Origin of the sequence: Shewanella aestuarii (assembly GCF_014647215.1) — a bacterium.
Classification (GTDB): Bacteria; Pseudomonadota; Gammaproteobacteria; order Enterobacterales; family Shewanellaceae; genus Shewanella; species Shewanella aestuarii.
On sequence record NZ_BMOT01000007.1, the window covers coordinates 119144 to 145510 of the forward strand.

At 42.0% G+C, this 26367-nt stretch carries 18 protein-coding genes; 12 read left to right on the plus strand and 6 right to left on the minus strand.

All coding sequences use genetic code 11. From position 1 onward, the window contains the following. The first annotated feature begins 94 nt into the window (after window positions 1-94). Both IEY03_RS11650 and IEY03_RS11655 read left to right on the plus strand, forming a co-directional pair. On the plus strand, window positions 95-607 hold the full coding sequence (locus IEY03_RS11650) for a DUF2937 family protein (protein WP_188841818.1): 513 nt from the start codon (window positions 95-97) through the stop codon (window positions 605-607). 511 nt (window positions 608-1118) lie between these two features. After that, window positions 1119-3152, plus strand: a complete 2034-nt coding sequence (locus IEY03_RS11655) for an EAL domain-containing protein (protein WP_188841820.1) — start codon at window positions 1119-1121, stop codon at window positions 3150-3152. Window positions 3153-3381: 229 nt separating this feature from the next. Here IEY03_RS11655 and IEY03_RS11660 read toward each other — a convergent pair whose 3' ends face one another. Continuing rightward, complete coding sequence (locus tag IEY03_RS11660; protein ID WP_188841822.1) at window positions 3382-5334, minus strand: methyl-accepting chemotaxis protein; 1953 nt, start codon at window positions 5332-5334, stop codon at window positions 3382-3384. A gap of 947 nt (window positions 5335-6281) precedes the next feature. Between IEY03_RS11660 and IEY03_RS11665 the strand changes: the two genes are divergently transcribed. Further along, window positions 6282-6755: a MarR family winged helix-turn-helix transcriptional regulator gene (locus tag IEY03_RS11665; RefSeq protein ID WP_188841823.1), complete on the plus strand. Its 474-nt coding sequence runs from the start codon at window positions 6282-6284 to the stop codon at window positions 6753-6755. 62 nt (window positions 6756-6817) lie between these two features. Here IEY03_RS11665 and iadA read toward each other — a convergent pair whose 3' ends face one another. Both iadA and yfcC read right to left on the minus strand, forming a co-directional pair. After that, window positions 6818-7981, minus strand: coding sequence for a beta-aspartyl-peptidase (iadA, locus tag IEY03_RS11670; RefSeq protein ID WP_188841825.1), 1164 nt, complete (start codon window positions 7979-7981; stop codon window positions 6818-6820). Between the two features lie 8 nt (window positions 7982-7989). Further along, the gene (yfcC, locus tag IEY03_RS11675) at window positions 7990-9438 is read right to left on the minus strand and encodes a putative basic amino acid antiporter YfcC (protein ID WP_188841827.1); all 1449 of its coding nucleotides are present in this window, start codon (window positions 9436-9438) and stop codon (window positions 7990-7992) included. Between the two features lie 119 nt (window positions 9439-9557). Here yfcC and IEY03_RS11680 point away from each other — a divergent pair, with 119 nt between their 5' ends. The 6 genes from IEY03_RS11680 (at window position 9558) to IEY03_RS11705 (ending at window position 16891) form a co-directional block, all read left to right on the plus strand. Then, complete coding sequence (locus IEY03_RS11680; RefSeq protein WP_188841829.1) at window positions 9558-9839, plus strand: hypothetical protein; 282 nt, start codon at window positions 9558-9560, stop codon at window positions 9837-9839. A 79-nt stretch (window positions 9840-9918) separates the two neighbouring features. Next, on the plus strand, window positions 9919-10659 hold the full coding sequence (locus tag IEY03_RS11685) for a PepSY domain-containing protein (RefSeq protein ID WP_188841831.1): 741 nt from the start codon (window positions 9919-9921) through the stop codon (window positions 10657-10659). Then, complete coding sequence (locus IEY03_RS11690) at window positions 10659-11384, plus strand: PepSY-associated transmembrane domain-containing protein (protein WP_188841833.1); 726 nt, start codon at window positions 10659-10661, stop codon at window positions 11382-11384. The genes IEY03_RS11685 and IEY03_RS11690 overlap by 1 nt, the downstream gene beginning before the upstream one ends. A 285-nt stretch (window positions 11385-11669) precedes the next feature. Continuing rightward, complete coding sequence (locus IEY03_RS11695; RefSeq protein WP_188841835.1) at window positions 11670-12107, plus strand: hypothetical protein; 438 nt, start codon at window positions 11670-11672, stop codon at window positions 12105-12107. Between the two features lie 92 nt (window positions 12108-12199). Next, complete coding sequence (locus tag IEY03_RS11700) at window positions 12200-13744, plus strand: efflux RND transporter periplasmic adaptor subunit (RefSeq protein WP_188841837.1); 1545 nt, start codon at window positions 12200-12202, stop codon at window positions 13742-13744. A 12-nt stretch (window positions 13745-13756) separates the two neighbouring features. Further along, window positions 13757-16891, plus strand: a complete 3135-nt coding sequence (locus IEY03_RS11705; protein WP_188841839.1) for an efflux RND transporter permease subunit — start codon at window positions 13757-13759, stop codon at window positions 16889-16891. A gap of 75 nt (window positions 16892-16966) precedes the next feature. Here the strand turns inward: IEY03_RS11705 and IEY03_RS11710 are convergent, their stop codons facing one another. Next, a complete protein-coding gene (locus IEY03_RS11710; protein ID WP_188841840.1) occupies window positions 16967-17950 on the minus strand; it encodes a TerC family protein in 984 nt (327 codons plus the stop codon). A 375-nt stretch (window positions 17951-18325) separates the two neighbouring features. Between IEY03_RS11710 and IEY03_RS11715 the strand changes: the two genes are divergently transcribed. Beyond that, window positions 18326-20794 (plus strand): alpha/beta hydrolase family protein, encoded by a 2469-nt coding sequence (locus IEY03_RS11715; protein ID WP_188841842.1) that lies wholly within the window; start codon window positions 18326-18328, stop codon window positions 20792-20794. 120 nt (window positions 20795-20914) lie between these two features. On the opposite strand, the gene IEY03_RS11720 is transcribed toward IEY03_RS11715, so the two are convergent. Then, entirely contained in the window at window positions 20915-21829 is a 915-nt protein-coding gene (locus IEY03_RS11720) for a LysR family transcriptional regulator (RefSeq protein WP_188841843.1), read from the minus strand. A 170-nt stretch (window positions 21830-21999) separates the two neighbouring features. On the opposite strand from IEY03_RS11720, the gene IEY03_RS11725 reads away from it, so the two are divergent. Further along, a complete protein-coding gene (locus IEY03_RS11725; protein ID WP_188841845.1) occupies window positions 22000-24111 on the plus strand; it encodes an alkyl/aryl-sulfatase in 2112 nt (703 codons plus the stop codon). 58 nt (window positions 24112-24169) lie between these two features. Here IEY03_RS11725 and IEY03_RS11730 read toward each other — a convergent pair whose 3' ends face one another. Next, entirely contained in the window at window positions 24170-25063 is an 894-nt protein-coding gene (locus IEY03_RS11730) for a LysR substrate-binding domain-containing protein (RefSeq protein ID WP_188841847.1), read from the minus strand. A 198-nt stretch (window positions 25064-25261) separates the two neighbouring features. Between IEY03_RS11730 and IEY03_RS11735 the strand changes: the two genes are divergently transcribed. Next, entirely contained in the window at window positions 25262-26230 is a 969-nt protein-coding gene (locus IEY03_RS11735) for a TDT family transporter (protein WP_188841849.1), read from the plus strand. The last annotated feature ends 137 nt before the right edge of the window (window positions 26231-26367 follow it).

Below are 26367 nucleotides of genomic sequence, written 5' to 3' on the forward strand. Positions count from 1 at the left end.
GATAATACACACAACTATGACACTGAATGCTATGTGGTGCTAATCGGCATCATTGGTGATATTGTGAGGTTTTTAAATGGGTTGAATATTGATCATGATTAAGTATTTAATGGATTATTTTCGCTTGGCTCTATTTGTATGTGGCGTGCTCATAGGTATTCAAGTGCCTGCTTTTATGGATCAATATGAACAACGTCTTGAGGCTCATCAATTAGAAGCTAAGCTTAATTTGGCTGAGTTTCAACGCGATGCCGATCGATTTTTTGACGGCGATATTGGTCAGTTAATTAGGCATTATCGACAAAATAATGATCCGGTCGTGAATGCGGGTAGTGATAGCATTGAATCGATTTATCAGCGTTATTTATTGTTAACAGAGGCGATCACTCAGTATCGTTTAAATAGTTATAGCCCCTACCAACAGCTAGTGCTTAATCCACAAAAAGATATCCAAACAGAAACGTGGAATAACTACTCACATGTTATTTTATTAAAGCCTGAAGCGATAGCGATAGGAGTGCTGCTAGGATTTCTGATCGCGGCATTATGCGAGTCTGTTTTATCTATTTTATATCTAGGTTGTCGCAAAGTGATTGCCGCCATTTAAGCTTTTATTACTGCTGCCACGAGCTTTCTTGCCAAGTGGGTGCGAGCTCTTCGACTTGGCAAAAACTCATACCGCTCATTTATTATCAAAAGGTGACTGTTTCAGTCATGCCTCATCTTTATGTTTAACATTTTTGGCAAGAAGCACAAAAAATACCGATAAAGGAGCTTTAGGGCATGTATATCGGTTTTTGGAAGATATTTTGTGAACAATATTTAGTCACTTGATAGTGTTGATTAAATTAATATATCGACGTTATAAAATAACCCGAAGAGGTGTGGCGTTATCGAGTAATAAAAGTAATCAATTCGTAAGTCTTTAGTTGTATTGGATTTAATTTATCTTGTTGAAATTCATGCTGTTGATCAAAGAACATGTGCAGTAAAAATATTGTGCTAGATAACCATCTAATCAATCATTTTTGGCGGCAAATGTTACGGGGTTGTTATTGATAAATCAGGGATCTGGGTTATTATCAAATAACTGCCTTAATGTAAAAAAGGTGCTCTATTTGTCGCAAGCCTACTTTGCTCCTCGCCGCTGGTTTCACCATTTGGCTAGTTTGAATCAAACGCCTCTTATTTTATCGATGCGTGAGGGCTTTATTGCGTTAATTCCTTTTTTTGTTATCTCTTCATTGGCATTTATGTTGATTGGCTTACAGCCTTTTTGGCCTGATTTTGACAGTAAATCGACAATTTTCTCATTACTAAATCAAAGTCATCGATTGATTATGGCGATATCACCATTAGCAATTGTGATTTCATTAAGCTATCACCTTTCAAAAAATTTACGCGTAAACACCATTGTTGGCAGTATTTTGGCGTGTTTATGTTTTATTACCCACAGTAATTATTTGATAAAAATGGAAGCGGGCTACATGCTTAGTTCTGTCTGGCCAAATTTTTATTCCATCCTGATTCCACTACTTGTGCCTTATATGGTGCGGTTTTTTCGCCAGTTTACATGGTTAAAATTAGTTAAATCTACCATTGTTAGTTCATTTTTAATGAAGCACATAAACCTGATTGTCCCCTTTGTGCTGGTGTATTTAACGTTATTTTTATTGCTTCCCATACTGGATTTGTTAATCGGCGATGCAGCACAAGCTTTAGTGGCAAGTGTCACGAGTTTATCTATTGAAGTACAAGGCTTCTTACGGATGATTATCATTCATTGCTTCTGGTTTATTGGTATTCATGGTGACAACACCTATTTTAGTTTGTTTTCCGATCACATTATGACTGAGCCATTTATTGCCGGGTTGTCACTTAATAGTTTTTATAACCAATTTGTGATCGTGGGTGGTTCAGGATGTTTGTTGTCGTTGATTATCGCTACCATGTGGAAAGGACGATCATTGCAGGAACTGGCTTTAATGAAGGTGTCGTTACCTTTTAACATATTTAATTTTTGTGAGCTGATCGTTTACGCACTGCCTATTGTGTTCAATCCGGTGTATTTAGTGCCATTTATTTTAGCGCCTTCGGTTAATTTTTTGATTTCGTATTGGGTGCTAGGTACTGGAATATTTGAGTTTTCATCGCAAGAAATTTCATGGATGACCCCCGTTTTATTGAATAGTTGGCTGATCAGTGGCGATGTCAAAGTGGTGCTTTATCAGGCTCTGTTAATTACCTTGAATGTGTTTATTTATTTACCTTTTGTGCAGTTCTCCAGTCGCTTTGCTAATAACTCCAATTTGATTGAAAAACTCAGCCATAAGTTAAAATTTACTGAAATTCATCAGCTTGATGCAGAAGCCCGTTATACCTCAAAACAACAGGTGTCAATTAACCGAATTGAAGAGCTCAATGAGGTGTTGAATCATATTGATAACGGTCAGTTGATTTTGCATTACCAGCCCAAAGTGGATATTAGTCTTAAAACAGTGATCGGATTTGAAGCACTTTTACGCTTAGAAGAGGCTAATGGCAAAGTGTCAGGCCCATGGTTTATGGATATTCTTGATCGCAATAACCTAGTACCCATGATTGATTTTTGGGTGATCAATAAAGTGAAGCATGATCTGAATTTACTGGCTTCACGGCAACAATTTCCATTTTTCTCTATCAACATTCACCCTATGTCTTTACTCGAACCGAGCATAATGCATGCGTTAGCTGAGCTGAATGCTAAACATCCTGCGCAAGTGCAAATAGAAGTGCTGGAAGTGAGTTTTGATGATGATAGTGAACAAGCATGGGTTAACTTGGCGCTGCTGCAACAAAGTGGTTTTAGCGTGGCGATTGATGACTTTGGTCGTGGATTTTCAAACCTATCAAGGTTAATTAAGTTATCACCTAACGATATTAAACTCGATCGTTCCATGCTATTGGCTGCAAGCACAACTGATGGCTTGCTGTTGTTTCAACATATGTCGGCTTTGTGTTCCGCCTTAGGCTACCGTCTGGTTGCGGAGGGTGTTGAGACACAGACTGAACTGGCGATAGTAAAAGACGCCGGAGTGCATTGCGTTCAAGGTTGGTTATTTGCTAAAGCGATGCCGATTGGAGACGCCATGGCTTATCGGTTTCCAACCTAGTGAAAGGTGACCGTGCTAAGTAAGCTGACTGAGTTACTGTTGAGGTGGTTTGGATATATTGTTCAGGTTCTTCATGGTGAGCTTGGCGGATTAGATGGCTAAGCTAAGTTAAGTTTAGTTAAGTTGTTTGGCCGTGATAACTTACCAGAGTATAGCTTAAATATGCAGTGGCTAGATAAAGCAAGGTTAGCCGAAAGTAACGGCTAACCTTGTTATCAGACTAATACAACTAATCGACTTTAAATTGCGCACTACTTTCTTTCAATTTACGGGCTAACTCCTGAACAGCTTTGGCTGATGTCAAGCTGCTACGCGCACCACCTGCGGTATCTTTAGAGATTAAATGTACCTCGCCAATACTGCGGTTGATTTCTTCGGCAACCACATTTTGCTCCTCCGAGGCACTGGCAATTTGGTGGTTCATATCATTAATGGTTCCTACAGAGCTAATAATTAATGCTAATGCACTGTTGGTTTGTTCTGACGCTTCAGCCGTTTGGGCGGCTTCTAGCGTTGTGCTGGCCATAGATTCAACAGAGCGCTTTGTCTCGGCCTGTAACGTACCTAACATAGTTTGGATTTGTGAGGTTGATTCTTGGGTTCGGCTAGCAAGGGTTCTCACTTCATCCGCAACCACAGCGAAACCTCGCCCCTGTTCACCAGCTCTTGCCGCCTCAATAGCAGCGTTTAATGCCAGTAAATTGGTTTGCTCGGCAATACTGCCAATCACACCTAAAATATTACCTACATTATTGGTTTCTTTTTCAAGGTTGCCAATAATACTGCTGACATCATTAATTTTAGCGACCAAGCGGTTGATGTTATGCGTGTTGACTTGAACCACTTGTTGGCCTTTTTGCGCTTCCTGCTGTGCGGTGCGAGCTGAGTCGGCGGCGTTTTGGGCACTGCGATTTATCTCATGTACCGTTGATGTCATTTGTTCCATCGCGGTGGCGGTTTGCGACAGCATGTCCATTTGATTATCACTGGCATTTGCAGTGTGATCGGTAACATTTAATAATGCTCCCGCTTCATCAGTTAACTTATTGCTGGCTATATTAATTTGTTTAATCAAGGTGGAGACTTTATCTGCCATTAGCAGCATTGCGGCATAAATACCTGTGGCTTGTTGATCAGAATTGGCCTTGATGGTCAAATCACCCTCGGCAATTCTTTTTACTAGTGCTTCAATGTCCCTTGGCTCACCCCCAATGGGGCGCATGATGGTTTTGGTGACATAAAAGGTGAATGTTATCGCTGTGGCTAACGAAATCAATACCACAGTAATTAAGGTGACTTCCATTTTATTACTCTGCTCAACGGCATTATTACCAAGTGCAACTTGTTCTGCGTGCACTGAGTCCACTAACTTATTTAAGTTATTAAGAATAATCGGACCTAGGCTATTTAACTTGCTATCAACAATACTATTACGATTATTAATAGTATTAACTACTTCAATGTAGGTACCGTTGTACTGGTTTATTTCATTTGTGGCTTGAGTTAACCATTGACGGCGCTGTGGGTTTTGAAGTTCGGTATCAAGCTTACTCAATGCTTGCTTTAACAAGGCCATTTCAGAATTTGCACGGTCGGCATCGGAATCTTTATTGGCTAATAAAAACTTACCCGCATAAAGTCGAACCAGCATGAGTTTTTCAATGGCTTGTGACGTGTAAAATACCGCGTTAGCATCTTCATCTTCATGGGCAGAATCAATTATGTTAGACAGTAGAGCTCGTGCATCTGGGCCTAATGTATCCATTGTTTGCACCAATTGACTTCGCTTAGCAAACAATTTTTCGACTTCCTGAAAACCGGCACTGTACTTTTGTATGTCTTCGTCAATGGATTTTACAATGATTATACGGGCAGGGTTTTGAATTTCGACTTTTGCTTTATCGACTAAATCTTCTAATCCAGACATCGACTCAGTAAACTTAGTGATTAACTCTTGGCTAGGATCTTTTAAAAACTTGACCACAGCCAGGCGCGTTTCTAATAGTTGTGTCGACATTCTCAGTGTCAGGTCATTGTCCTGTGAGAATGCTTGGTATTCAGCCAGGTTATCTTGGCCTTCATCAATTGCAATACTCGCTATAGCAGCAATAACTAGTAGTAACACAATTAACAAAGTAAATGACAGCGCCAACTGCTGTTTAAGTTTGAGTGTAGAAAACATAATAAACCTTAAACACTTCACCTCAGCGGTGCTTTCCTTCGCTAAGGCTGCTGATTACTTGATCATCAAAGTTTTCCATTCAATGATGTATTATTTGGGGGGCGTATAAGTGATAGGTTATAGCGACGTCCATCGGTTACTGCGTGATACCGAAATTGTCAGGCAAGGTAATTAGTATCGATTAATTGACGTCATTTTCATGTTTCATCAGAGTCAATTACACCTATAAATCCATTTAAGATAATCATCATATAAAAGTATAAACAATATTTTTTAGGGTGCTTTTTTATTTTTAATGATTTTTTATTTAGTCAGGAATGCAGCTTTAGATGCTGACAATGGCAACCAAGATGTTCGCCTTTAGGTTGATACTCTTTGGTCATAAAGGTGATGTTTAAGTGCAAATGCATAAAGCCGCAAACCGCTTTATCAATGGCATATGCAATATTCAGGTATATCGTTTGCGTTTAGCAGGCCACAGATGGTGACAATTTTGTGCAGGTTGCTAATCAATTTTGTGCTTCGTCTTATCGATTTATAGCAATGGGTTAATCACCTGGTGTAAACCCTGAAGCAGGTAAGTAAGTGTTACTTGCTGCTATGATTGTTTGTGTTCGATTTATATATTGTATACAAAGGGCTAAAAATGTAAGTGCTTAACACTAGCCAGAAACATAGCTTTTCTATGGAAACTTTGGTGACTTTACGTAGGTTTTTCTTACTGGGAAGGACTTTTTTAAACGCTTTTTGATAGTTCATATGATCCATTACAAATAATTAGTGTTCGAACTATTATGATACGGGGTTAATCGTAAAGATCAACCCGAACACCCGAAATTAGGTGTAATAATGGCCTGATAGTGACAATAAATAGTCGGATGAGGCTATTTATGATCAACCTGCGCTTTGTTAGTATTGTAATTATTCGTGTTGTATTGAGTTTTTTGATGAAAAAATATGAAGAATTATTAGTTTCGTTGCGCCAAGTGATCCGCGCAATCGATTTGTATTCAAAGAAGTTATCGAAAGAGACAGGTTTAACAAGTCCGCAACTATTGGTTTTGCTGTCGATTGCTGAGCATGACGATGCCATGGTAAAAGAAGTGGCTAAAACCATTAACTTAAGCTCGGCAACTATCACAAGCATTGTCGATCGTTTAGAAAAGCGTGGATTAGTAACACGTACGCGTTCGACAACGGATAAACGTAAAGTGGGAATTAGTTTAACGGCTCAAGGTAAAGAGATAATTAAAGACTCCCCTAAGCCTTTGCAAGATCACTTCATTGCCCGTTTTGAGTCAATGCAAGAGTGGGAGCAATCGCAAATGTTGGCGACCATGCAACGTATTTCAACCATGATGGATGCTGAAGATTTAGATGCGTCACCTGTTTTAGAAGTTGGCCAAATAGATCAGCATTAAGATCATTAAAGAGCTAACTATTTAATGTTAAGTTAGCTCTGATTTTGCCATGTTAATTGTGATTAAAATGGCGTATTGATACAGGTTTTTCCTTCAGAGAATACTAACTTCCCTTTACTGTATACTGCCTCAATCGCCAGTGAGTGGGGATTTAATAAATTAATATCCGCATCCATACCAATGGCTATTCGACCCTTTTGAGCTAACCTTAATATGTTAGCGGGTGACTCAGTAATTGATGCTAAAGCAAGCTCAATCGGCACATTAAACAGTTTCACCGCATCCACCATAGCTTGATGTAGGCTACTGACGAGTCCCATTTGTAAATCAATTAAGTTACCTTTAGCATCAAATACTGGCAGGCTGGCATTACCATCTGAGCTCATGGTCAGTTGGCTAATGGGGGCATTTTTTTCTAGCGCTAATGCTAATGCTTCGGCCGCGGGAACTTCCCCTTGGGCAATAATTTGCGCTGTCGTGCTGGTAGTGAAATCAATAAAACCGCCCTTTAGGGCAAAATCAATTCCAGCCTCTAATAGTGATTTGCTACGGTTAATATGGGTTGGGTAATATTGGGTGATCGGAATATCAAATTCACTAATGACTTGCTCAAGTAACTCGAGTTTACTTGGCTCATCTCCCACATGAATACTGACAATACCCACTTTGCCAGCCAACATGCCAGCCACTCTCGCCTCAGATGTTAGGCGCGCCATTTCGTGTGAGGTGATTTGTGAGCTACGGTGATCGGCAATGGCCACTTCACCGACGCCAATAAACTTATCAATCAGCATAATGTCATGCTTTACCGACTGGGTAATGGTGACCATAGGCAAATGATAAGAGCCGGTATAGCAAAATACCGATAAGCCTTGTTCTTCCAACGCGTAGGCTTTGGCGAGAAGATTCTCTAAACTGCGGGTTTGAGCATCCGTCCCCAGTACGCCTATTACAGTAGTTACACCGCCTTTAATGGCATCGTTTATATGCATTTCAGGGGTGCGAGTCGTGTATCCACCCTCTCCACCGCCACCAGTAATGTGTACCAGTGAGTCAACAAACCCTGGCGTTAATAGCTTGTCAGTTGCATCAATAACGGTTGTAAATGAGTTGGCGACTAATTCAATACTGTTTTCAATGGCGATAATTTTACCGCCAGCTACCAGAACATCTTTTTTACCCAGATACATAGGAGCATGAACTTGTGCATTTTTAAATAATTGCATGAAAATCCTTAGCTAAAGTTGATGCTGACCGCAATGATAATAAACGTGATTGAAATGACGACCAGTAACAGCATAAATCGCCATATAAATTTAGCCCAAACAAACCAGTCTACTTTAGTGACACCAAGGCAGCCGATGAGTGCCGCAGAGGTTGGAATAATAATATTGGTTAGGCCGTCGCCGAGTTGAAAGGCTAATACAGCAATTTGGCGAGGTAAGCCCAAAATATCAGACAAAGGCGCCATTATCGGCATAGTTAACGCTGCCTGACCTGAACCCGATGCGATGAAGAAGTTAAATATGGATTGAAATAGGTACATGAAAATCGCTGAAGCGGTTTCAGGTAATTGCCCTAAAAATTGACCGGTATAGTGTAGTAGGGTGTTCAATACTGATGGAGTATCTGCTTGGTCGCCGCCTAATATAATCACAATACCTTTAGCCATGCCGACAATCATCGCCGCGGGCAATAATTCTTGTGCGCCTTTTTTAAAGGCATTGGCAACATCATTAATCTTAAGGCGATTGCTGAGTATAGCGATTAAGCCTATCGCACAACCTAAGGTAAAAAACTGACTTGCCAGTTCGGGAATATAATATCCTCTAGCAATCACGCCCCAAATAACCCACACAATACCCAGCATAAAAGTGGTCAGAATAAGGCCGTCGGCTAAAGTGAACTTAACTTTTACCTGTGGCTCAGTTGAAATAACTTCTTGGCTAAAGCAGGGAGATAATTGAGGATTTCGTTTTATTTTTTGGGCATAGTGCAGGGTAAATGCGACTCCGACAGAGGTAAATATAAACCACATGACCACTCTAAACTCTAACCCTGACATCAATGGAAGGTCAGCGATACCCTGAGCGATTGCAACACTAAAAGGGTTCATCCAAGATGCGGCAAAACCAATTTGAGTCGCGACATAAGTGACTAGAATGGTCACAATACCGTCGTAACCTATGGCGCGCATTAAAGGTAGCAGCACAATACAAAATGCAATGGCTTCTTCGCCCATACCAAATATTGCGCCGCCAGCGGAGAAGAGAACAAATAAAATAGGAATAAAAGCCAGTTCAAACTTTTGGGTTTTAGCAATTAACGCCAAAATCCCATTATCAACCGCTTTGGTTTGCATGATGATCCCAAAGGCGCCGCCAGTAATAATGATAAACATCATTACTCCAATAGCTGAGCCCCATTTGTCACCCGATACCATGCCTTCAAAGGCAAAGTTAAGAAAACCAATTTCACCATGTTCGGCAAATAAGGGCACTCCTTGATAGTCGGTAGCAAACTGAAAACTTCCTGCAATTAAGGCAGATTTATTGGTGTCAGGATTGATGGCAACTTCAAAAAAGCCAGCAGGCACAAAGTGGGTGGTAATTGCGGCAAATAACACCACAAAAAACAAGATGATGAAGGCATCTGGCATTTCTCGAGCTGTTTGTAACTTCATATTGTTATACTTTTATTTTAGTGAAAGAAAGGGTAGGCAGTACTAAGCACAGACTACAGAGCTTAAGTTTTTTAAAACTTAAAAGTATAACGTACATTCTAGCGGTGTCCGAGCCAATCATGGCAAAACGAATTCCTTCAGGCAGCCAAGCTGATATTGATGATAGCCATTGGCGATTGATGAATTTTGAATTAGCTAATCAAGCTGTTTCAGTTAATATAGCTGCCAATTCATCAGCGTATCAGCAATGGATTGGGCAAGCTTGCCGTGACGGACGATTATCGAACAAACTTATCGATGACTTTAAGCTTGTGGTTCACCCGAGTTCATTAGCGGGATGCCAGCAAGTGCTAAAAGGGCCGCTGGGCTATCAAGGCATTAAGCTGTTGTTACAGCAATAATATTATTAGAATCGAGTACCTAGCTAAGATGCTTCAAGTCATCCTATAACAGCGTTTTAGCTTAAATACAGAGAGCGTTATGCATAAAACGGCAAGAAAACTCCATCAATGGTTGATGTTATTTTTAGGACTGCAATTTGCAATCTGGTCGGTCACCGGCGCTTATATGGTCTATATGGATATCGATTTTATCCATGGTGACAATTTAGTGACTAACCCACAAACTAAAGTTCAGCCCGCTCAAATGCACTATTCCCTGCAACAGCTAACGCGTGCTTACCCCAATATTGACAATATTAGTGTTGATACCTTGCTAGGTGAAACCGTTTATCGGCTGACGCTAGCCGATGGTGAGTCATCAACAAAATTAGTCATTAGCGCCAATAGTGGCGAAGTGTTAACACCATTATCAGAGTCAGCGGCTATATCGGTAGCACGATATTTTTATACGGGTAAGGGTGAGGTTACTGAGGTGGCGTTGATTACTGACAATCCTCCATTTGAATTAAGCCCGCGCCATTTACCAGCATGGCGAGTTAACTTTGATGATTTTGGCGCTCCGTCGCTTTACGTGTCGGCACAAACGGGCATCTTGGTGGGCAAGCGCCATGAGTTTTGGCGTTGGTTTGATTGGATGTTCCGTTTTCATATTATGGACTATAGCAGCGGTGAAGATATTGATAATGCGTTGCTGTTTTGGGTGGCCTTGTTAGCCAGTTTTGGAACATTGACTGGCATGGTGTTGGTGTATTTCAGGGTGTTTAAGGTTCAGTTTACAGGCCGTAAAAAAAGCCGCTTACGACGCGGAGGAGTAGTCTAATGCGTTGGATCAGAAAATTGCACAAATGGGCTTCGGTTATTGTGGGGATTCAGTTTGTGCTATGGCTAGCCAGTGGCCTTTATTTCAATTTGATGGATCACACTAAAGCGGCTGGGCTAACCTATTTGAGTCAGCAGATGGTGTCGCATCAGCTTGATGTGTCTAAGTTGATTGAACCTAAAACCGTACTTCAACTGCATAATGATAGCGTGTCACTGGATACGGTTTTTTTATTGGGTAAACCCTATTATTTGCTCAGTCATCAGCAAGGTTTGTATGCGCACTCTTATCATCAATACACCTTGGTCGATGCTTATAGCGGTGATGCTGTTACATTTGATAAAAAGCTGGTGACAAGGTTAGCCCAAGCGTCTTACACAGGTGAAGGTAAGGTCATTCAACTCAGCTTACTTACGCCACCCATTAGTGATTTTCCCAAACAGCAAAACTCCACATGGCAGGTTAACTTTGCCGATGACATAAATACTCAAGTGTATGTTGAGGCGCAATCTGGGCGAATAGTGGGTCACAGTGATGATCATAAAAAGTTAGCTGATTTCTTTTTTATGCTGCATTTTATGGATTATTTTAATGAAGGTAGTTTCAATAATGTGCCCATGATGTTGATGGCCTTTTTCAGTTTGTGGTTAACCCTAACTGGCTGTTATTGGTGTATTGATTTACTTCGAAAAGGAAAATACCGCCGCAAACGTCGTGCCCGTTAATAAGCTACTGCGATAAAATTGTCATAGTTTTAGCTAAATTAGGCATTTATCACACTGTTGCCACAATAAAAACGTTATCATCAGCATGAGTTTAGCGTTATGATATTGGCCTTATCGACTTAATTGCCAACTGCGCTAACGATTTAAGTTGTTTAAAATTGAAAGCATTTGATGATTTACACGGTCAACTCTATTAGTTGATATTTTATGAGCCCATATTGAATTAATGCCCCCGTAACTGGTAGCAAAATTGATTCAGTCTGGCATTATTGGATTTTGAGTGCGATGCAAAAAACACTGAAAAACTACTGGCTAATGACTTTCACTTTGTTCGCACTTATCGGACAAGGTTTGTTAGCTAATGGTAGTTCTATGGTGCCGATGGATCATCAACAATCCCATATGATGACTCAAGCATTGGGTGACGGTTCAGCTAATACTGTGCCGATGAACTCAATGCAGCATGCCTTTGCAATGACAGATTGTCATGGCAATTTATCTGCGACGCAATCGCAGCAAGCCGATAACAGCAATAGCTGTTGTAATGGTTTAGGCGGTTGCAGTATCGATTGTAATCACTGCTTAACGATTTCCTTCACCGCTGATTTAAGTGATATCCAGTTAGATATTGCTCATGTTCCTGCTAATCCAGCGCCACTCACCGCGACATTGAACAGTTTCTCTGTCGACTTCCCGCCTGCATTTAGACCTCCTATTGCATAAGAAAATATTTCTGCCGTGAGTTAACGGTAATATTTTATTGTGTTTTTTAACGAGTATTGGCACAACTTTGTGTTAGACCGTTCGAGGTTTATATGAAAAATTCTGTATTTAAAAACAATGCTGTCGAGCGCGTTGTATTGGCTGTTTGCTTTTTGGTATCCACAAGTTTATTGGTGTCTCCTGTGACGTTAGCTGCGGGACATGAACACAGTGAACATACTGGTGAGGCTTCAACGATATCAGCAACCTATATTTGTCCTATGCACCCTGAGGTGACCAGTGATAAAGCGGGTCGCTGCCCTAAGTGCAATATGTTTTTAGTGGTCAAAGAAGAAGAGGAAGAGGCCAGCCCAAGTAACAATACTGAGGTTGAACATGCAGGGCATGATCATGCGGCGATGGACGCTTCCGCAACCCAAACGCCAGTCGCTAATCAGGCTGACAAGGTGTTTAGTCAGCCTCAAAATGACCTACTGCCTGGTAAAAGCGCACAGGCGGCATCTAATATTAAATATGTTTGTCCCATGCACCCACATGTGGTGTCTGATGCGCCCGGCACGTGTCCAATTTGTGGTATGAATTTAGAAAAAGTTACCTTAGGTGAAGTGGGCGAAGAAGTAGTTGTTGGGGTTTCTGGTGGCATGCAACAAGCTCTAGGCATGCGCAGTGAAACCGTTACCGAGGGTACGCTGTGGAAGCTAGTCAAAACCATAGGTACGGTGGAATACAACGAAAATGCCATAGGTCATGTGCATACCCGCGTGACGGGATGGATAGAAACCCTTAAGGTCCACACTGTGGGTCAGCAAGTTAAAAAAGGCCAATTATTGTATGAGCTTTATTCGCCTGAGCTGATAAATGCGCAAGATGATTACATGCAAGCCAGAGATTACCTTAAACAGGATAAAAACCGTGGAGCGGTATTGTTGAAAAAAGCCCGTCAGCGTCTTGAGTTACTTGGGGTGAGTTCGGCATCAATTCAACAATTAGAGCGCACAGGTGAAACCTTATACCGAGTGCCATTTTATGCCGAGCAAGATGGCTTAATTAGCCAGCTGACTGTGCGACATGGCATGTACGTGCAACCGGGTGATACCTTATTTGAAATTGTTGATTTAAGCAGTGTGTGGGTGATTGCCGATGTATTTGAAAATGAGCAAAGCTGGTTGCAACAAGGCCGCGCAGTAGAGGTCACCTCTGCGGCGCAAGGGTTATTTGATATTGAATCTAACATAGATTACATCTACCCAGAGTTAGACCCAGTAACAAGGGCAATGCGGGTAAGAATTCGCTTAGATAATCCCGATCAGCAATTAAAGCCAGGCACCTTAGTAGATGTAAAACTGTTTGGTGGTCCCAATCGTGGGGTTTTAGCCATTCCAACCGAAGCGTTAATTCTTACCGGACGTGAAAACCGTGTTGTCGTGCAACGCAGTGATAACCAATTTGCATCCGTCCCGGTTAAGGTTGGCATGATTGCCCAGGGCAAAGCTGAAATCACTGAAGGGTTAAAAGCAGGTGATAAAGTGATTGTGTCGGGGCAATTCTTGTTAGATTCAGAAGCCAGCATTCAAGGTAGCTTGCAGCGATTAAGTGGCAGCAACAGTGCTGCAGTAGATCCACACGCAAATCATTAATCGGAGTTCACTATGTTAGAAAGAATAATTAGTGCGTCGATTAAGCAGCGAGCCATGGTGTTGTTAATGACCGTGGTGATTGCGTTAATTGGCTATCAAGCCATGCGAATGACGCCGTTAGATGCCCTACCCGATTTATCGGATGTGCAGGTGATTGTTAAAACCTCTTACCCAGGGCAAACACCACAATTAGTTGAAGACCAAATCACCTACCCATTGTCGACGGCAATGCTAGCCGTACCAGGTGCGAAAACCGTGCGTGGTTTTTCGATGTTTGGCGATTCCTATGTGTATATCATTTTTGAAGATGGCACAGATATCTATTGGGCTAGATCACGAGTTTTAGAGTATTTATCGCAAACTCAGGGACAATTACCACCCAATGTTACACCTTCATTAGGGCCTGATGCCTCAGGTGTGGGTTGGGTATTTCAATACGCCCTTGTTGACCGTAAAGGTAAGCATGATTTGGCTCAGTTACGCTCGCTGCAGGACTGGTTTTTAAAATTAGAATTGCAAAGTGTTGAAGGTGTATCAGAAATAGCCACTATTGGCGGCATGGAGCAGTCGTACCAAATTATTGTCGACCCACACAAGTTGGCGCTGTATCAAATTGATTTGATGACGGTGAGGAGTGCACTAGATAACTCTAATAATTCTACCGGCGGCTCGGTAATTGAAATGGCCGAAGCTGAATACATGATCAGCTCGTCCGGTTATCGTCAAACCTTAGAAGACTTTGCCGAAATTCCCTTAGGCATAGTGGCGGAGTCAGGTACGCCAGTATTGATGAAAGATGTGGCGCAGCTACGCACAGGCCCAGCGGCTCGAAGAGGTATTGCCGAGCTTGATGGTCAAGGTGAAGTGGTTGGCGGTATAGTGGTAATGCGTTATGGTGAAAACGCCCTCGCCACCATCAATAACGTCAAAGCCAAACTGGCCGAAATTGAAAATGGCTTACCCGAGGGTGTGGAATTAGTTATTACCTATGATCGCTCGGAACTCATTTTAAACTCGGTGGATAACCTCAAGCATAAAGTGCTAGAAGAAATGCTGGTGGTTGGTTTTATCTGCCTGATTTTCTTACTGCATGCTCGCTCAACCTTGGTGGCGATCATTTCATTACCGATTTCAATTTTAGTCAGTTTTATTGTGATGAATATGATTGGCGTCAATGCCAATATTATGAGCCTAGGCGGTATTGCGATTGCGATTGGGGCTGTAGTAGATGCCGCCATCGTGATGGTGGAAAACGTCCATAAACATCTTGAGCATTACCGAGAGCAACATGATGGCGAAACGCCAACGGGTGAAGCCCATTGGGAACTAGTACGTCAAGCATCAGTTGAAGTCGGGCCAGCACTGTTTTTTAGTTTGTTGATTATTACCTTAAGTTTTGTGCCTGTGTTCGCACTTGAAGCGCAGGAAGGGCGGTTATTCCATCCGTTGGCCTTTACTAAAACCTTTGCTATGGCCGCATCGGCAATACTGGCTATCACCCTAATTCCAGTGTTAATGGGTTACCTTGTGCGCGGTAAAATTCCAGCGGAAAAGACAAACCCGCTAAGTCGCCTGCTCATTGCCATGTATGAACCCTTGTTACGCGTGGTTCTGCGCTTTCCCAAAATCACCATATTTGTGGCCATTATGGCGCTTGGTAGTGCGGTATACCCGATGACGAAAATGGGCAGTGAGTTTATGCCGTCACTCGAAGAGGGTGATTTACTCTACATGCCAACCACTTTGCCTGGCGTTAGTTCAGGTAAGGCGGCGGAAATATTACAGCAAACTGACAGACTGATTAAAACCGTCCCTGAAGTAAAACGGGTTTTTGGTAAGGTTGGCCGTGCTATTACCGCGACCGACCCCGCGCCATTAACTATGCTTGAAACCACCATCATGCTAAATCCACGAGATACCTGGCGTGAGGGCATGACACTGGAGGGAATTATCAGTGAGCTGCAAAAAACCGTAAAAGTGCCCGGTATCACTAATGCGTGGGTGCAACCAATTAAAACCCGTATTGATATGTTATCGACAGGGGTAAGAACCCCCGTCGGCATAAAAATATCAGGGGCAGATATTAATGAGCTTCAGCGTATCGGCACTGAAATTGAAGCGGTAGTCAGTAAATTACCAGGCACCTCGTCGGCCTTTGCTCAGCGCACCAGTGGTGGCCGTTACATTGATATTGAACCCGATCTTAAAAATGCGGCTCGTTATGGCATGACCTTAAAAGACATACAGGATGTGGTGCAAATGGCCATTGGCGGTATGCAAGTGGGTCAATCAATTCAAGGGCAAGAGCGCTATCCGATTAATATTCGTTATCCGCGCGAGCTGCGTGACAATATTGAAAAGCTAAAAGATTTACCTGTGTTAACTAAGACAGGTAAGTATTTGCCTTTGGGTAATTTAGCCAGTATTACCATCAGTGATGGCGCACCTATGTTGGCCAGTGAAAATGGTCGTTTAATCAGTTGGGTATTTATTGATTTACAGGACATTTCAATTGGTGAATACATCAAAATGGCGCGCACTGCATTAGATGAGCAAATTAACTTACCACCCCGTTACAGCTACACCTTTGCGGGGCAATATGAGTATATGCAGCGCGTTGAAGCGAAAATGAAGCTGGTGGTGCCATTGATGCTAATGGTGATCTTCATGTTGTTGATGATGACATTTAGTTCATTCATTCAGGCCTCGGTTATCATGCTCAGTTTGCCATTTTCATTAGTGGGCAGCGCATGGTTGTTGTACTTGCTCGACTTTAACTTCTCGGTTGCTGTGTCGGTGGGGATGATCGCCCTAGCTGGTGTTGCGGCAGAATTTGGCGTAGTGATGCAAGTTTACCTTAACAACAGTATCAAAGAACGCCAGACGGCAGGACAATACAATCATCGCTCAGATTTAACCGAAGCGTTAATTCATGGGGCGGTAATGCGTATACGTCCAAAAGCCATGACAGTAGCAACGATTTTCTTTGGATTATTGCCCATTATGTGGGGTAGCGGCACCGGCAATGAAGTGATGCAAAAAATCGCTGCCCCTATGGTTGGCGGTATGGTAACTGCGCCGTTGTTATCTTTGTTTGTGATCCCAGCTATTTACTTGTTGGTGTACGGCAGAAGAATGGCTAAGTAACCTCGTCTCGGACAAAGTGAATAAAAAAGCCCTCAATATGATAGAGGGCTTTTTACTTTTACAGTAGCAAGCGGCCTAGGTTGATGATTGATCTCGGGTTTTCCACAATGAGAACAACACCCCAGCCAGCAGTAAACCAAAAGTCACACCTAAAGAGAGCGCGGTGGGAATTTTAAAATCGATTAAGCCTGTTTGATTAAAATATACCAGCCCGACTTTGACACCAATAAATACCAATACCACAGATAAAGCGTATTTTAGGTAATAGAATCGATGCACCATTGCCGCTAAGGCAAAATACAAAGCACGTAAACCTAAAATGGCGAAAATATTTGAGGTATAAACAATAAAGGGATCTTGGGTTATCGCAAAAATTGCTGGAATACTGTCAACCGCAAAAACTAAATCTGCCGTCTCAACTAAAATCAGCGCTAAAAATAATGGCGTAGCCCACCACCCTTTTTTAAGTTGATGGTCTTCACCGCGTACCCAGAATTTTTGCTGATGTAACCCAGGAGTAAAGCGCATCTTACTTCTGAGCCACTTGTAAAACTTATTGTCCTCAATGCTGCCATGTTCATCATCAGAGAACAGCATTTTGATACCAGTGAAGATAAGGAATAAGCCAAACAATACCAATATGCCCTGGTATTGAGCCACTAACACTGCCCCCAGACCAATCATGATAGCGCGCAGTACAATTACGCCTAAAATGCCCCAGAATAACACCCTATGTTGATATATTCGTGGAATGCCTAAACTGCTAAATATCAGAGCAATAACAAAAACGTTGTCCATTGACAGCGACTTTTCAATTAAGTAACCCGTCAGGTATTCCATACCTGCGGTAGACCCTTTGTACCACCATAACCAGGCACCAAACAGCAAGCCCATCGTGATATAGAATGCTGACAGTTTTAGGCTTTCTGCGACTGAGATTTCATGCTGTTCTTTATGCAATACCCCAAGATCAAAGGCTAATAAACCAATGACAAAAGTAAAAAACATGACCCAGACCCAAATGGGATACCCAATAAACAGTGTTGCAAGCAATTCCATAAATTTCCTTAGTTATCGATAATCAAGGCCCTAATAAAAGGTCAATATAACCATTCCATTATTGCGCTATACGCCAGCAAGTTATACTGGCACGTTAGTTTAAATTATTGGTTTTAAATTTGGCTTAAGCTGAGGAGTGTATAAAATGGTTTTTGTTTCTTTAACAGTATTTTATGCTAGCCGATGCAATGTCAGTCTTTAAATGATGAATGCATTGGGAATATTTACATTGCCTTGCCAGTCAATGTTTAGCTTTAGTCCGAAAACAGATGCATTTTTAAGCCGTCTTTGTCAAAATGTCACAATTACATGACTGACTACACCTTATTTTTTCAACATATTAGTTCATAAAAATAACCTAAAAAAGGACTTTCTATGAAAGCTTTTACACTGGTTTTAACCAGTTTAGCCTTAGCCGTTGCGGGCATGGCGCATGGCGCCGAAATCGATCTTAACCATGTACAGCGATTAGGCCCGGTTACCCAAAAAAGCGCGGCACCGTTATCGAAAAGTGCTCATGCAGATGCGCTTCGTGCCAATCTTGTTGCCAAACTGACCCAAACCGATACTACCCAGCCTGTTATGGTTTTTAATCAGCCATTAACCTGGCAATCTGCGCTAGAAAAGGCTGAAGGTGAGGGCTGGTTAGCGTACCAGCTTCCGCTATCAACCCAGCGATTTACCCAGGGGACACTCAAAATAAAAGGGCTTGAAAACCCACAAGTGTATTTAAATGGTCAGTTAGTCAAATCAGCCGATGAAGTGCCGTTAGCGTTAGCCAATGGCGATTACCAATTGATTGTTTTGGCTGATAGCCAGCAAGCCGATGTGCCTTTCAGTTTAGATTGGCAGGGTAATAGTGAGGTTGATGTACTCAGTTTTGTCAAACAAGACACCCAGCGCGTGTCTGCCCAGCAGCTATTTGATGCCAAAACGATTAGCGGTATGCAGCTATCGCCAAATGGTAAATATTTACTGCAATCGACAGTTGAATATTCCCCTAATGCGGGCGATAAGGCTATTTCGGTTATCGAATTACGTGATGTTGCAGACAACGATGTTCTTTATCGTTGGCAAGATGGTTTACCTCAAAGCAGCGCATTTTCATCAGATAGCAAACAGTTAGCGTATGTGACAGGGCAGCAAATTATGCTGTTAAATATCGCAGATTTATCATTGAAGGTGGTCGCTGATAAAGTTGAAAATGTCTCTGGTTTACAGTGGTATGGCGATACCTTGTTATTTAGCTGGCAAAAAACCTTTAAAGCCGACGAAAAAGCCACCTCAAAGCGTTATCAAGCACTGGAAGATCGCTGGAGTTATTGGCGTAATAATAGCCAGATTTACCAGTTAGATGTGGCATCTGGCGCAATAAGACAGCTTACAGACGCTAAGCAAAGTAGCGATTTGTTAGACAGTGATATTGGCTTAGGTAAGCTGTTATTGACCCGTTCAGTGGTCGACTATGCTCAACCTGCCCATGGTTTGTCGCAATTAGTTGAGTTAGATATTGCCACTTTAACTGAAATCTTAATAGGCGAATACCGCACCTTTGGCAGTGCCTTGTATGGCGAAAATGGCATGTTTATTTTGGCGGGTCCTAACTTTATGGATGGTCTAGGTAAGCAAGACCCTGCTATGGAAGTCAATGACTATGATGGTCAATTATATTGGCGTGAAACGAAGAACCAGCAAGTAACAGCCTTAAGTAAAGAGTTTGACCCTGCAATTACCAGCATGACAGCGATTGCGGGCCGAGACTTGATTTTATCTGTGATCGAGGGTGATTTTGCCCCATTGTATTTCTTTGATAAAAGTCAAAATAAGTTCAATAAAATCGACACGGGTGTCGAAATGGTCAACAGCTTTGGTATTGCTACCGATCAAGCTTTGCCTACCATAGTTTATGCCGGAACATCAGCAACTGTGCCGCAACAAGCATACGTGATGAATATCAAATCAAACCGTAAACTGATGCTTTTTGATAGTAAAGTCGCCAGTTATGCCACCACACGTTTTGGTCAAATTGAAGATTTTGACTTTACCAATAAACAAGGTCAATTGATTGATGGTCGAGTGTATTTACCTGTGGATTATGACGCCACTAAAAAGTACCCCGCGTTAGTTTATTACTACGGTGGTACTTCACCTGTTGGGCGTCACTTTAGTGGACGCTGGCCATTTAATTTATGGGCGGCACAAGGCTATGTGGTGTATGTGCTTCAGCCAAACGGCACCACAGGTTATGGACAAGCGTTTAGTGGTCGTCACGTTAATGCCTGGGGTAAACACAGCGCGGATGACATTATTGAGGGAACTCAAGCGTTCTTGCAGGCTTATACCGCAGTTGATCCGAAAAAAGTGGGTAATATGGGAGCGTCTTATGGCGGCTTTATGACCATGTATTTAGCCACCCAAACGGATATTTTTGCCGCGTCTATGTCTCATGCCGGTATCAGTAACTTGTCTTCATATTGGGGACATGGCTGGTGGGGTTATGGTTACTCAGGTGTCGCAAGTCGAGGCAGTTTCCCATGGAATAACCGTGAGTTATATGTAGATCAAAGCCCGCTATACAACGCTGACAAGATTACTACGCCGCTATTACTGATCCACGGTGATGCCGATACCAACGTGCCTGTTGGCGAAAGTCATTACATGTATACCGCGCTAAAATTATTAAACAAAGACGTAGAATTAGTCGAGTTTGCCGGCCAAGATCACCATATTAACGCGCGCAACATACGTTTTGATTGGTGGGATACCACTATGGCATGGTTTGATTTACAGCTAAAAGGTGAACCAGAGTGGTGGAATACCCTTTATCCTGAAACCAAAAAATAAGTCAGGTGTTGCAGTAAGATAATTAAAGCCTCGCACAGCGAGGCTTTTTTGTTGGTGTTATAAACTGAGTTGAGTGGTTAAATAACTATTTCATCAATGGTGTGGCTTAACATTATCAAATCAATTTAAACGGATATGATGCTGATAAATTTCAACTATGGTGTCCCGCAGCCATTTGTGCGCAGGATTGTTGCGCTGCCGTCTATGCCAAATTAGTGATAATTGTACCGGTTTAATATTAACTGGCATGTCGATAATTTGGATATTAAAAGCCTGCTGGTATTTATGCGCAAATGATTTGCTGCAAGCCCCAATACAATCACTTTGAGCGACCAAAGAAATTAATGATAGTAATGAGTTGCACTCAGCCACGACTTTTCGGGTAGACAGATTATTCTCGGCATAGAAATCAACAATCGAGGTGTTTGCGCGGGTGAGATTGAGCTTAATGTGCTGCTCTGAAAAAAATTGTTCGGCACTTACATTGCCGTTAATGCGCGGATGATGATGACGGCAAACCAATACAATTTCATCAGTAGCTAAGGGTTGGTAAATTAAGGTGTTATCGCGGCTATCGGTAATATCAATGGCGAGATCGGCTTGTTGGGAAAATAGCGCCTCGTTGATTTGGGTCTCATTGGTGTTTTGATCTTTAAAGGTGATTAACGGATTGCCCAGCTTTTGCAAATGCAGAGTATGGGGCAGTAACTGATCTGTGATGGATTCAAAGGCCAGAACCGTGAATTGCTGATGAGAGTTCTTACTGTCAAATACCTTAGTGTCTTCGACTAGCCCTTCTAATACTTCAAGTGATGGCTGCAGTTGCTCCATCAGTTGATGGGCATATTGGGTTGCGATGATGCCGCGGCCATTACGAATAAACAGGTCTTGGCCGCATAATAGGGATAAGCGCTTAATCGAGCCACTCACCGCAGCTTGAGTCACTCTAAGTTGTTCTGCCGCTAAGGTTATCGACTGTCTATGGTATACCTGTGAAAACACTCTATAGAGATTTAAATCAATCTTTTCTGGCATAAGTTCTCATCATTTCGGTAGGTTTAATTCATAAGTATAACTTAATAATAAACCATAGTTACCTTTGTTTATCTAAATTGTTAACAGTTTATGATGAAGGTAATTCAGTCAGCGAGTGGTTTGATTATTCGCTAGGCATCAAGTAGCAAACTCAATATGGGTGATTATTTATGAACAAGTCAGTTATTGCTTCAATCGTTATTGCAAGTTTTTCATTGAGCTCTTCTGTTGTATCAGCAGCAGATCATGGCCATGGTCATGGTGCAGGTCAAGATGAACATACATTAACTACCTCATTTATGTACCAAGGTAAGCCAGCTACCCAGGCGACTAAAGCTTATAATGCTGAGTTTGCTAAAGGATTAAAGTTTGACGATACCAAATCGTTTCAAGAAGGTCGCGCCAACTTAATTGCTCCACTTGATGCCGCTACTTCGGCATTGTTAGCAGATGCTTATGAGTTTGTCGGTGAAAAAACGCCTGACACCATTAACCCATCGCTTTATCGTCAAGCGCAAATGAACAATGAAGCTTACGGTTTGTACCAAGTAAACGATAAAATTTTCCAAATTCGTGGTACTGACTTAGCCAATATGAGTTTAGTGCGTACCGATAATGGTTGGATTGTATTTGATCCATTGACTACGCGTGAAGCCGCTAAGGCATCGTTAACTTTTGCGTTGAAAAACCTACCATTTGGCAATAATGATCCTGTAGTCGCTATGGTTTACTCACACTCACATGCGGATCACTTTGGTGGCTCTCGTGGAGTGCAAGATCTGTTTCCTAATGTAAAAGTATATGGCTCAGCTCACATCACTAAAGAGATGATTGATGAAAACGTGTTAGCCGGTAATGCCATGTCTCGCCGTACGTCTTATCAGTATGGTGCAACAATGAAACCTTCAGAAACCACCATCGTTGATGCCGCGTTATCAAATGGTATCGCTAAAGGTGAGATTACTTATGTGTTGCCTGATCATGAAACTAACCTAGAAAACAAATTTGAAACCGTCATTATTGATGGTCTAGAGCTAGTCTTTATGGATGTATCTGGTACAGAGGCGCCATCAGAAGCGGTTGCTTATATCCCAAGCATGAAGGCCATTTGGGGAGCTGAAGTCACCTATAAAGGTATGCACAATATCTATACCTTACGTGGCGCAAAAGTGCGTGATGCACTGAAATGGTCAAAAGAAATCAATAACATCATCCAAGCATGGGGCGGTGAAGTAGAGTTTCTGTTTGCGGCACACAGTTCACCAGTGTGGAGTAATAATGACATTAGCGATTTCCTAAAGCTACAACGTGACAACTATGGTTTTGTCCACAATCAATCGCTTCGTTTAGCCAACAATGGCGTGGTAATGCAAGATATTGGCTGGGAAATTCAAAAGGTATTACCTAACTCAATCAAAGATGCATGGCACACCAATGGTTACCACGGTACTTATTCGCATAATTCACGTGCTGTGTATAACATGTACTTAGGTTACTTTGACATGAACCCTGCTAACCTAAATCCATTACCAACAAAAGCCGAAGCTACTAAGTTTGTTGAGTATATGGGTGGTGAAAAAGCCGTGCTTAAGCATGCTAAGGCCGATTTCGCAAAAGGCGAATACAACTTCGTTGCCACAGCGTTAAACAAAGTGGTCGTTAGCAATCCAAATAACAATGATGCTCGTTTGCTACTGGCTGATACTTATGAGCAGTTAGGTTATCAATCGGAAGGCGCGGGTTGGAGAAACGTGTATCTTTCAGGTGCTCAGGAGCTGCGTATTGGTCGTCAAGAGGGGGCTCTGAAATCGGCTTCTGCTGATGTTATTGCAGAAATGCCAGTGGGTTCTTTATTAGATTTTCTAGCGATTAAAGTCGACTCAATTAAAGCGCAAGATTATGCCTTTGAAGTTAACTTAGTCATCCCAGACGCTAAAGATATCTTCGTGGTTGAGTTGGCAAACGGTAACTTAAGTAACGCTAAGATTGATAAAGTAAAAGACACGGCAACAGCGACTTTCACTATCAATCAATCTGATATCGTTAAGCTGAACCTTAAGCAAACCACGGTTAAAGAGTTATTAGCAAGTCAGGCAGCTACCATTCAAGGTGATGCTTCGTTCCTAGAAACTTTAGCTAAAGTGATGACAGAGTTTGACCCAGCATTTGAAATTGTGCCTTTACCGTCAGAGAAAGTCATTGAAGCTAACAAAGCCATCTACATGAAAGATGTTGCCAAGCCAGCACACAATGACCGTCACCATGGCCATGATAGTAAGTAAATACTGATTAACTTACTCCGCAATAAAAAACCGCTCATTGAGCGGTTTTTTTATGGGCTTAGTTTCGCTCAGTTTGCCATTGCTGACAAAAAGCCATAAAGCTTTTAAGCAGTGGGTTTTGATATTTGTCTTTGTGGATTAAAAACCAAAAGCGACGAGGCATGCAAATCGGGGAAGTCAGTTGACAAACACGACCACTTTTTATGGCGTATTGTGCAGCTAAAGTAGATAAGCAACCTAGCCCAAGGCCGGCTGAAACACTGCTAATCAATGCCTCAGTGGTATTAATTTCAAAGGCGAACTGCCAATGGTTAAGTTTGGGGGCCAGAGTATTAATAAAACATTCGCGTGAACCTGAGCCGGGTTCTCTTAACACCCAATCGTTATGTTCTAAGTCAGCTAGCGTCAGCTTTTTGTGCTTGGCTAGCGGATGATCTATAGCGCTAATAATGCACATTTCATCGTGACTAAAAGGGATTGAAATCAAATCTGGGTGATGGGTTTGGCTTTCGATAAGGGCAATATCTAGTTCAAAATCTATTAGCTTTTGGCAAATAGAGGCAGAATTTGAAATAAATAAACTTTGCGATAAATGCTGATGTTGTTGCCTAAATTGGCTAAGTAAATACGGACTAATATGATTACCTATAGTGTCACTACTTCCCAGTCTGAGCTTGCCGTATAGGGCTGGGTTATCACCAAAAAGATGGCTAATCTGCTGAGCGCGATTAAGCAATTCATCTGCCAAAGGTAAAAGCTGAAGCCCCTCCTGATTAATAATAAGCCGATTGTTTACCCGATCAAATAACGGATGAGAGAGCTGCTTTTCAAGTTCCGCTAACGCCATGCTGATGGCGGCTTTTGATAAGCATAATTGTTCGGCGGCAGCCGTTAGGGTTTTGTGCTGCGTAATCGCATGAAATACATTCAGCTGCTTCAAAGATATGTGCATGACCTTAGTTATCATCCCTGCTTATGTTTGTTATCAACACCATCATTGATGGTGTTGATTGGTTTGTTATAGCCAAGTATAACGTTCAATATTTCTTAACTCATGTTCTTAATAATTGGATATATATAAACAATTAGCAAGCGTAACATCGCATTAAGAAACACATCCGCGAGTTAATCGAAATTGTTAGAGGTCTACATGATAAACATGGCTAAGGGTAAATTAATCGCAGCGCCAACACCTATGGCTGGCTTAGCCTTGGGGATTGCCAGTTTGGGTTGGTGTTGGGAAAACTTCGCCGATTTAGGGGGTTATGCTCAACTGGTCGGCGCCGCCATTGCCAGTGTGTTACTGATAGTGTTGGCGGTGAAATTTTTAGTCTTGTCAGATACCTTAAAAGAGGATTTAGCCCATCCTATAATTGGTAGTGTTGTTCCCACATTCGCCATGGCAACTATGGTGGTGTCTCACTCGATCGGACGATTTTACTTACAGGCGGGTGATGCGTTATGGTTATTTGCGGTTGGCTTACATATCGTATTTTTAATTAGCTTCTTATATCACCGCACAAAAGCATTTCAACTACACCACATGGTACCGAGCTGGTTTATCCCGCCGGTCGGGATCATCGTAGCCGATGTGTCATTTTCGGGCTCGCCACAATTAGCCTTAGTTGCGCATATTGCCTTAATATTCGGCATGGCGACCTATGCTGTGATGCTGCCGCTAATGATTTATCGTTTGCTGTTTAGCCATGAAGTTCCCGATGCGGCCAAGCCAACTTTAGCCGTTTTAGCGGCTCCCGCCAGCTTGTCATTAGCAGGTTACTTAACGGTATCAACTTCACCATCACCTATTATTATTGCCTTACTATTTGGTATTGCAGTGTTGATGACCAGTATTATTTACTTGGCATTTATTAAGTTACTTACTCTGCCTTTTAGTCCAGGCTACGCAGCCTTTACTTTTCCTATGGTGATAGGCTCAACGGCGTTATTCAAACTGATCACCTGGATGGAAACGGCCAATATAGCCGCACATTATATTGATCAAGTACGTCGATTAGCACAACTGGAACTGCTTATAGCAACCACGGTTGTCACCTATGTGGTTATTCGATATTTGTATTTCTATCAGCCGTTTAGAATGAAAGCGACGGTTAGTTAACCCGTGTTTAGGTTAGATTTTATGAACCTCAGGGTTTAACAAATTTGGGGGATATAGCTGTTTTAGATAAACAGCTAGTCTTGTGACAAATAAAGTGGCCAAAGCATGACAATTTACCAATAATAGGCTGCTTAGAT

Bases quoted from the DNA above. Each gene is read 5' to 3' on its own strand.
- IEY03_RS11650 (WP_188841818.1), top strand. From the start codon at position 95: ATGATTAAGTATTTAATGGATTATTTTCGCTTGGCTCTATTTGTATGT.
- IEY03_RS11660 (WP_188841822.1), bottom strand. From the start codon at position 5,334: ATGTTTTCTACACTCAAACTTAAACAGCAGTTGGCGCTGTCATTTACT.
- IEY03_RS11665 (WP_188841823.1), top strand. From the start codon at position 6,282: ATGAAAAAATATGAAGAATTATTAGTTTCGTTGCGCCAAGTGATCCGC.
- iadA (WP_188841825.1), bottom strand. From the start codon at position 7,981: ATGCAATTATTTAAAAATGCACAAGTTCATGCTCCTATGTATCTGGGT.
- yfcC (WP_188841827.1), bottom strand. From the start codon at position 9,438: ATGAAGTTACAAACAGCTCGAGAAATGCCAGATGCCTTCATCATCTTG.
- IEY03_RS11680 (WP_188841829.1), top strand. From the start codon at position 9,558: ATGGCAAAACGAATTCCTTCAGGCAGCCAAGCTGATATTGATGATAGC.
- IEY03_RS11685 (WP_188841831.1), top strand. From the start codon at position 9,919: ATGCATAAAACGGCAAGAAAACTCCATCAATGGTTGATGTTATTTTTA.
- IEY03_RS11690 (WP_188841833.1), top strand. From the start codon at position 10,659: ATGCGTTGGATCAGAAAATTGCACAAATGGGCTTCGGTTATTGTGGGG.
- IEY03_RS11695 (WP_188841835.1), top strand. From the start codon at position 11,670: ATGCAAAAAACACTGAAAAACTACTGGCTAATGACTTTCACTTTGTTC.
- IEY03_RS11700 (WP_188841837.1), top strand. From the start codon at position 12,200: ATGAAAAATTCTGTATTTAAAAACAATGCTGTCGAGCGCGTTGTATTG.
- IEY03_RS11705 (WP_188841839.1), top strand. From the start codon at position 13,757: ATGTTAGAAAGAATAATTAGTGCGTCGATTAAGCAGCGAGCCATGGTG.
- IEY03_RS11710 (WP_188841840.1), bottom strand. From the start codon at position 17,950: ATGGAATTGCTTGCAACACTGTTTATTGGGTATCCCATTTGGGTCTGG.
- IEY03_RS11715 (WP_188841842.1), top strand. From the start codon at position 18,326: ATGAAAGCTTTTACACTGGTTTTAACCAGTTTAGCCTTAGCCGTTGCG.
- IEY03_RS11720 (WP_188841843.1), bottom strand. From the start codon at position 21,829: ATGCCAGAAAAGATTGATTTAAATCTCTATAGAGTGTTTTCACAGGTA.
- IEY03_RS11725 (WP_188841845.1), top strand. From the start codon at position 22,000: ATGAACAAGTCAGTTATTGCTTCAATCGTTATTGCAAGTTTTTCATTG.
- IEY03_RS11730 (WP_188841847.1), bottom strand. From the start codon at position 25,063: ATGCACATATCTTTGAAGCAGCTGAATGTATTTCATGCGATTACGCAG.
- IEY03_RS11735 (WP_188841849.1), top strand. From the start codon at position 25,262: ATGATAAACATGGCTAAGGGTAAATTAATCGCAGCGCCAACACCTATG.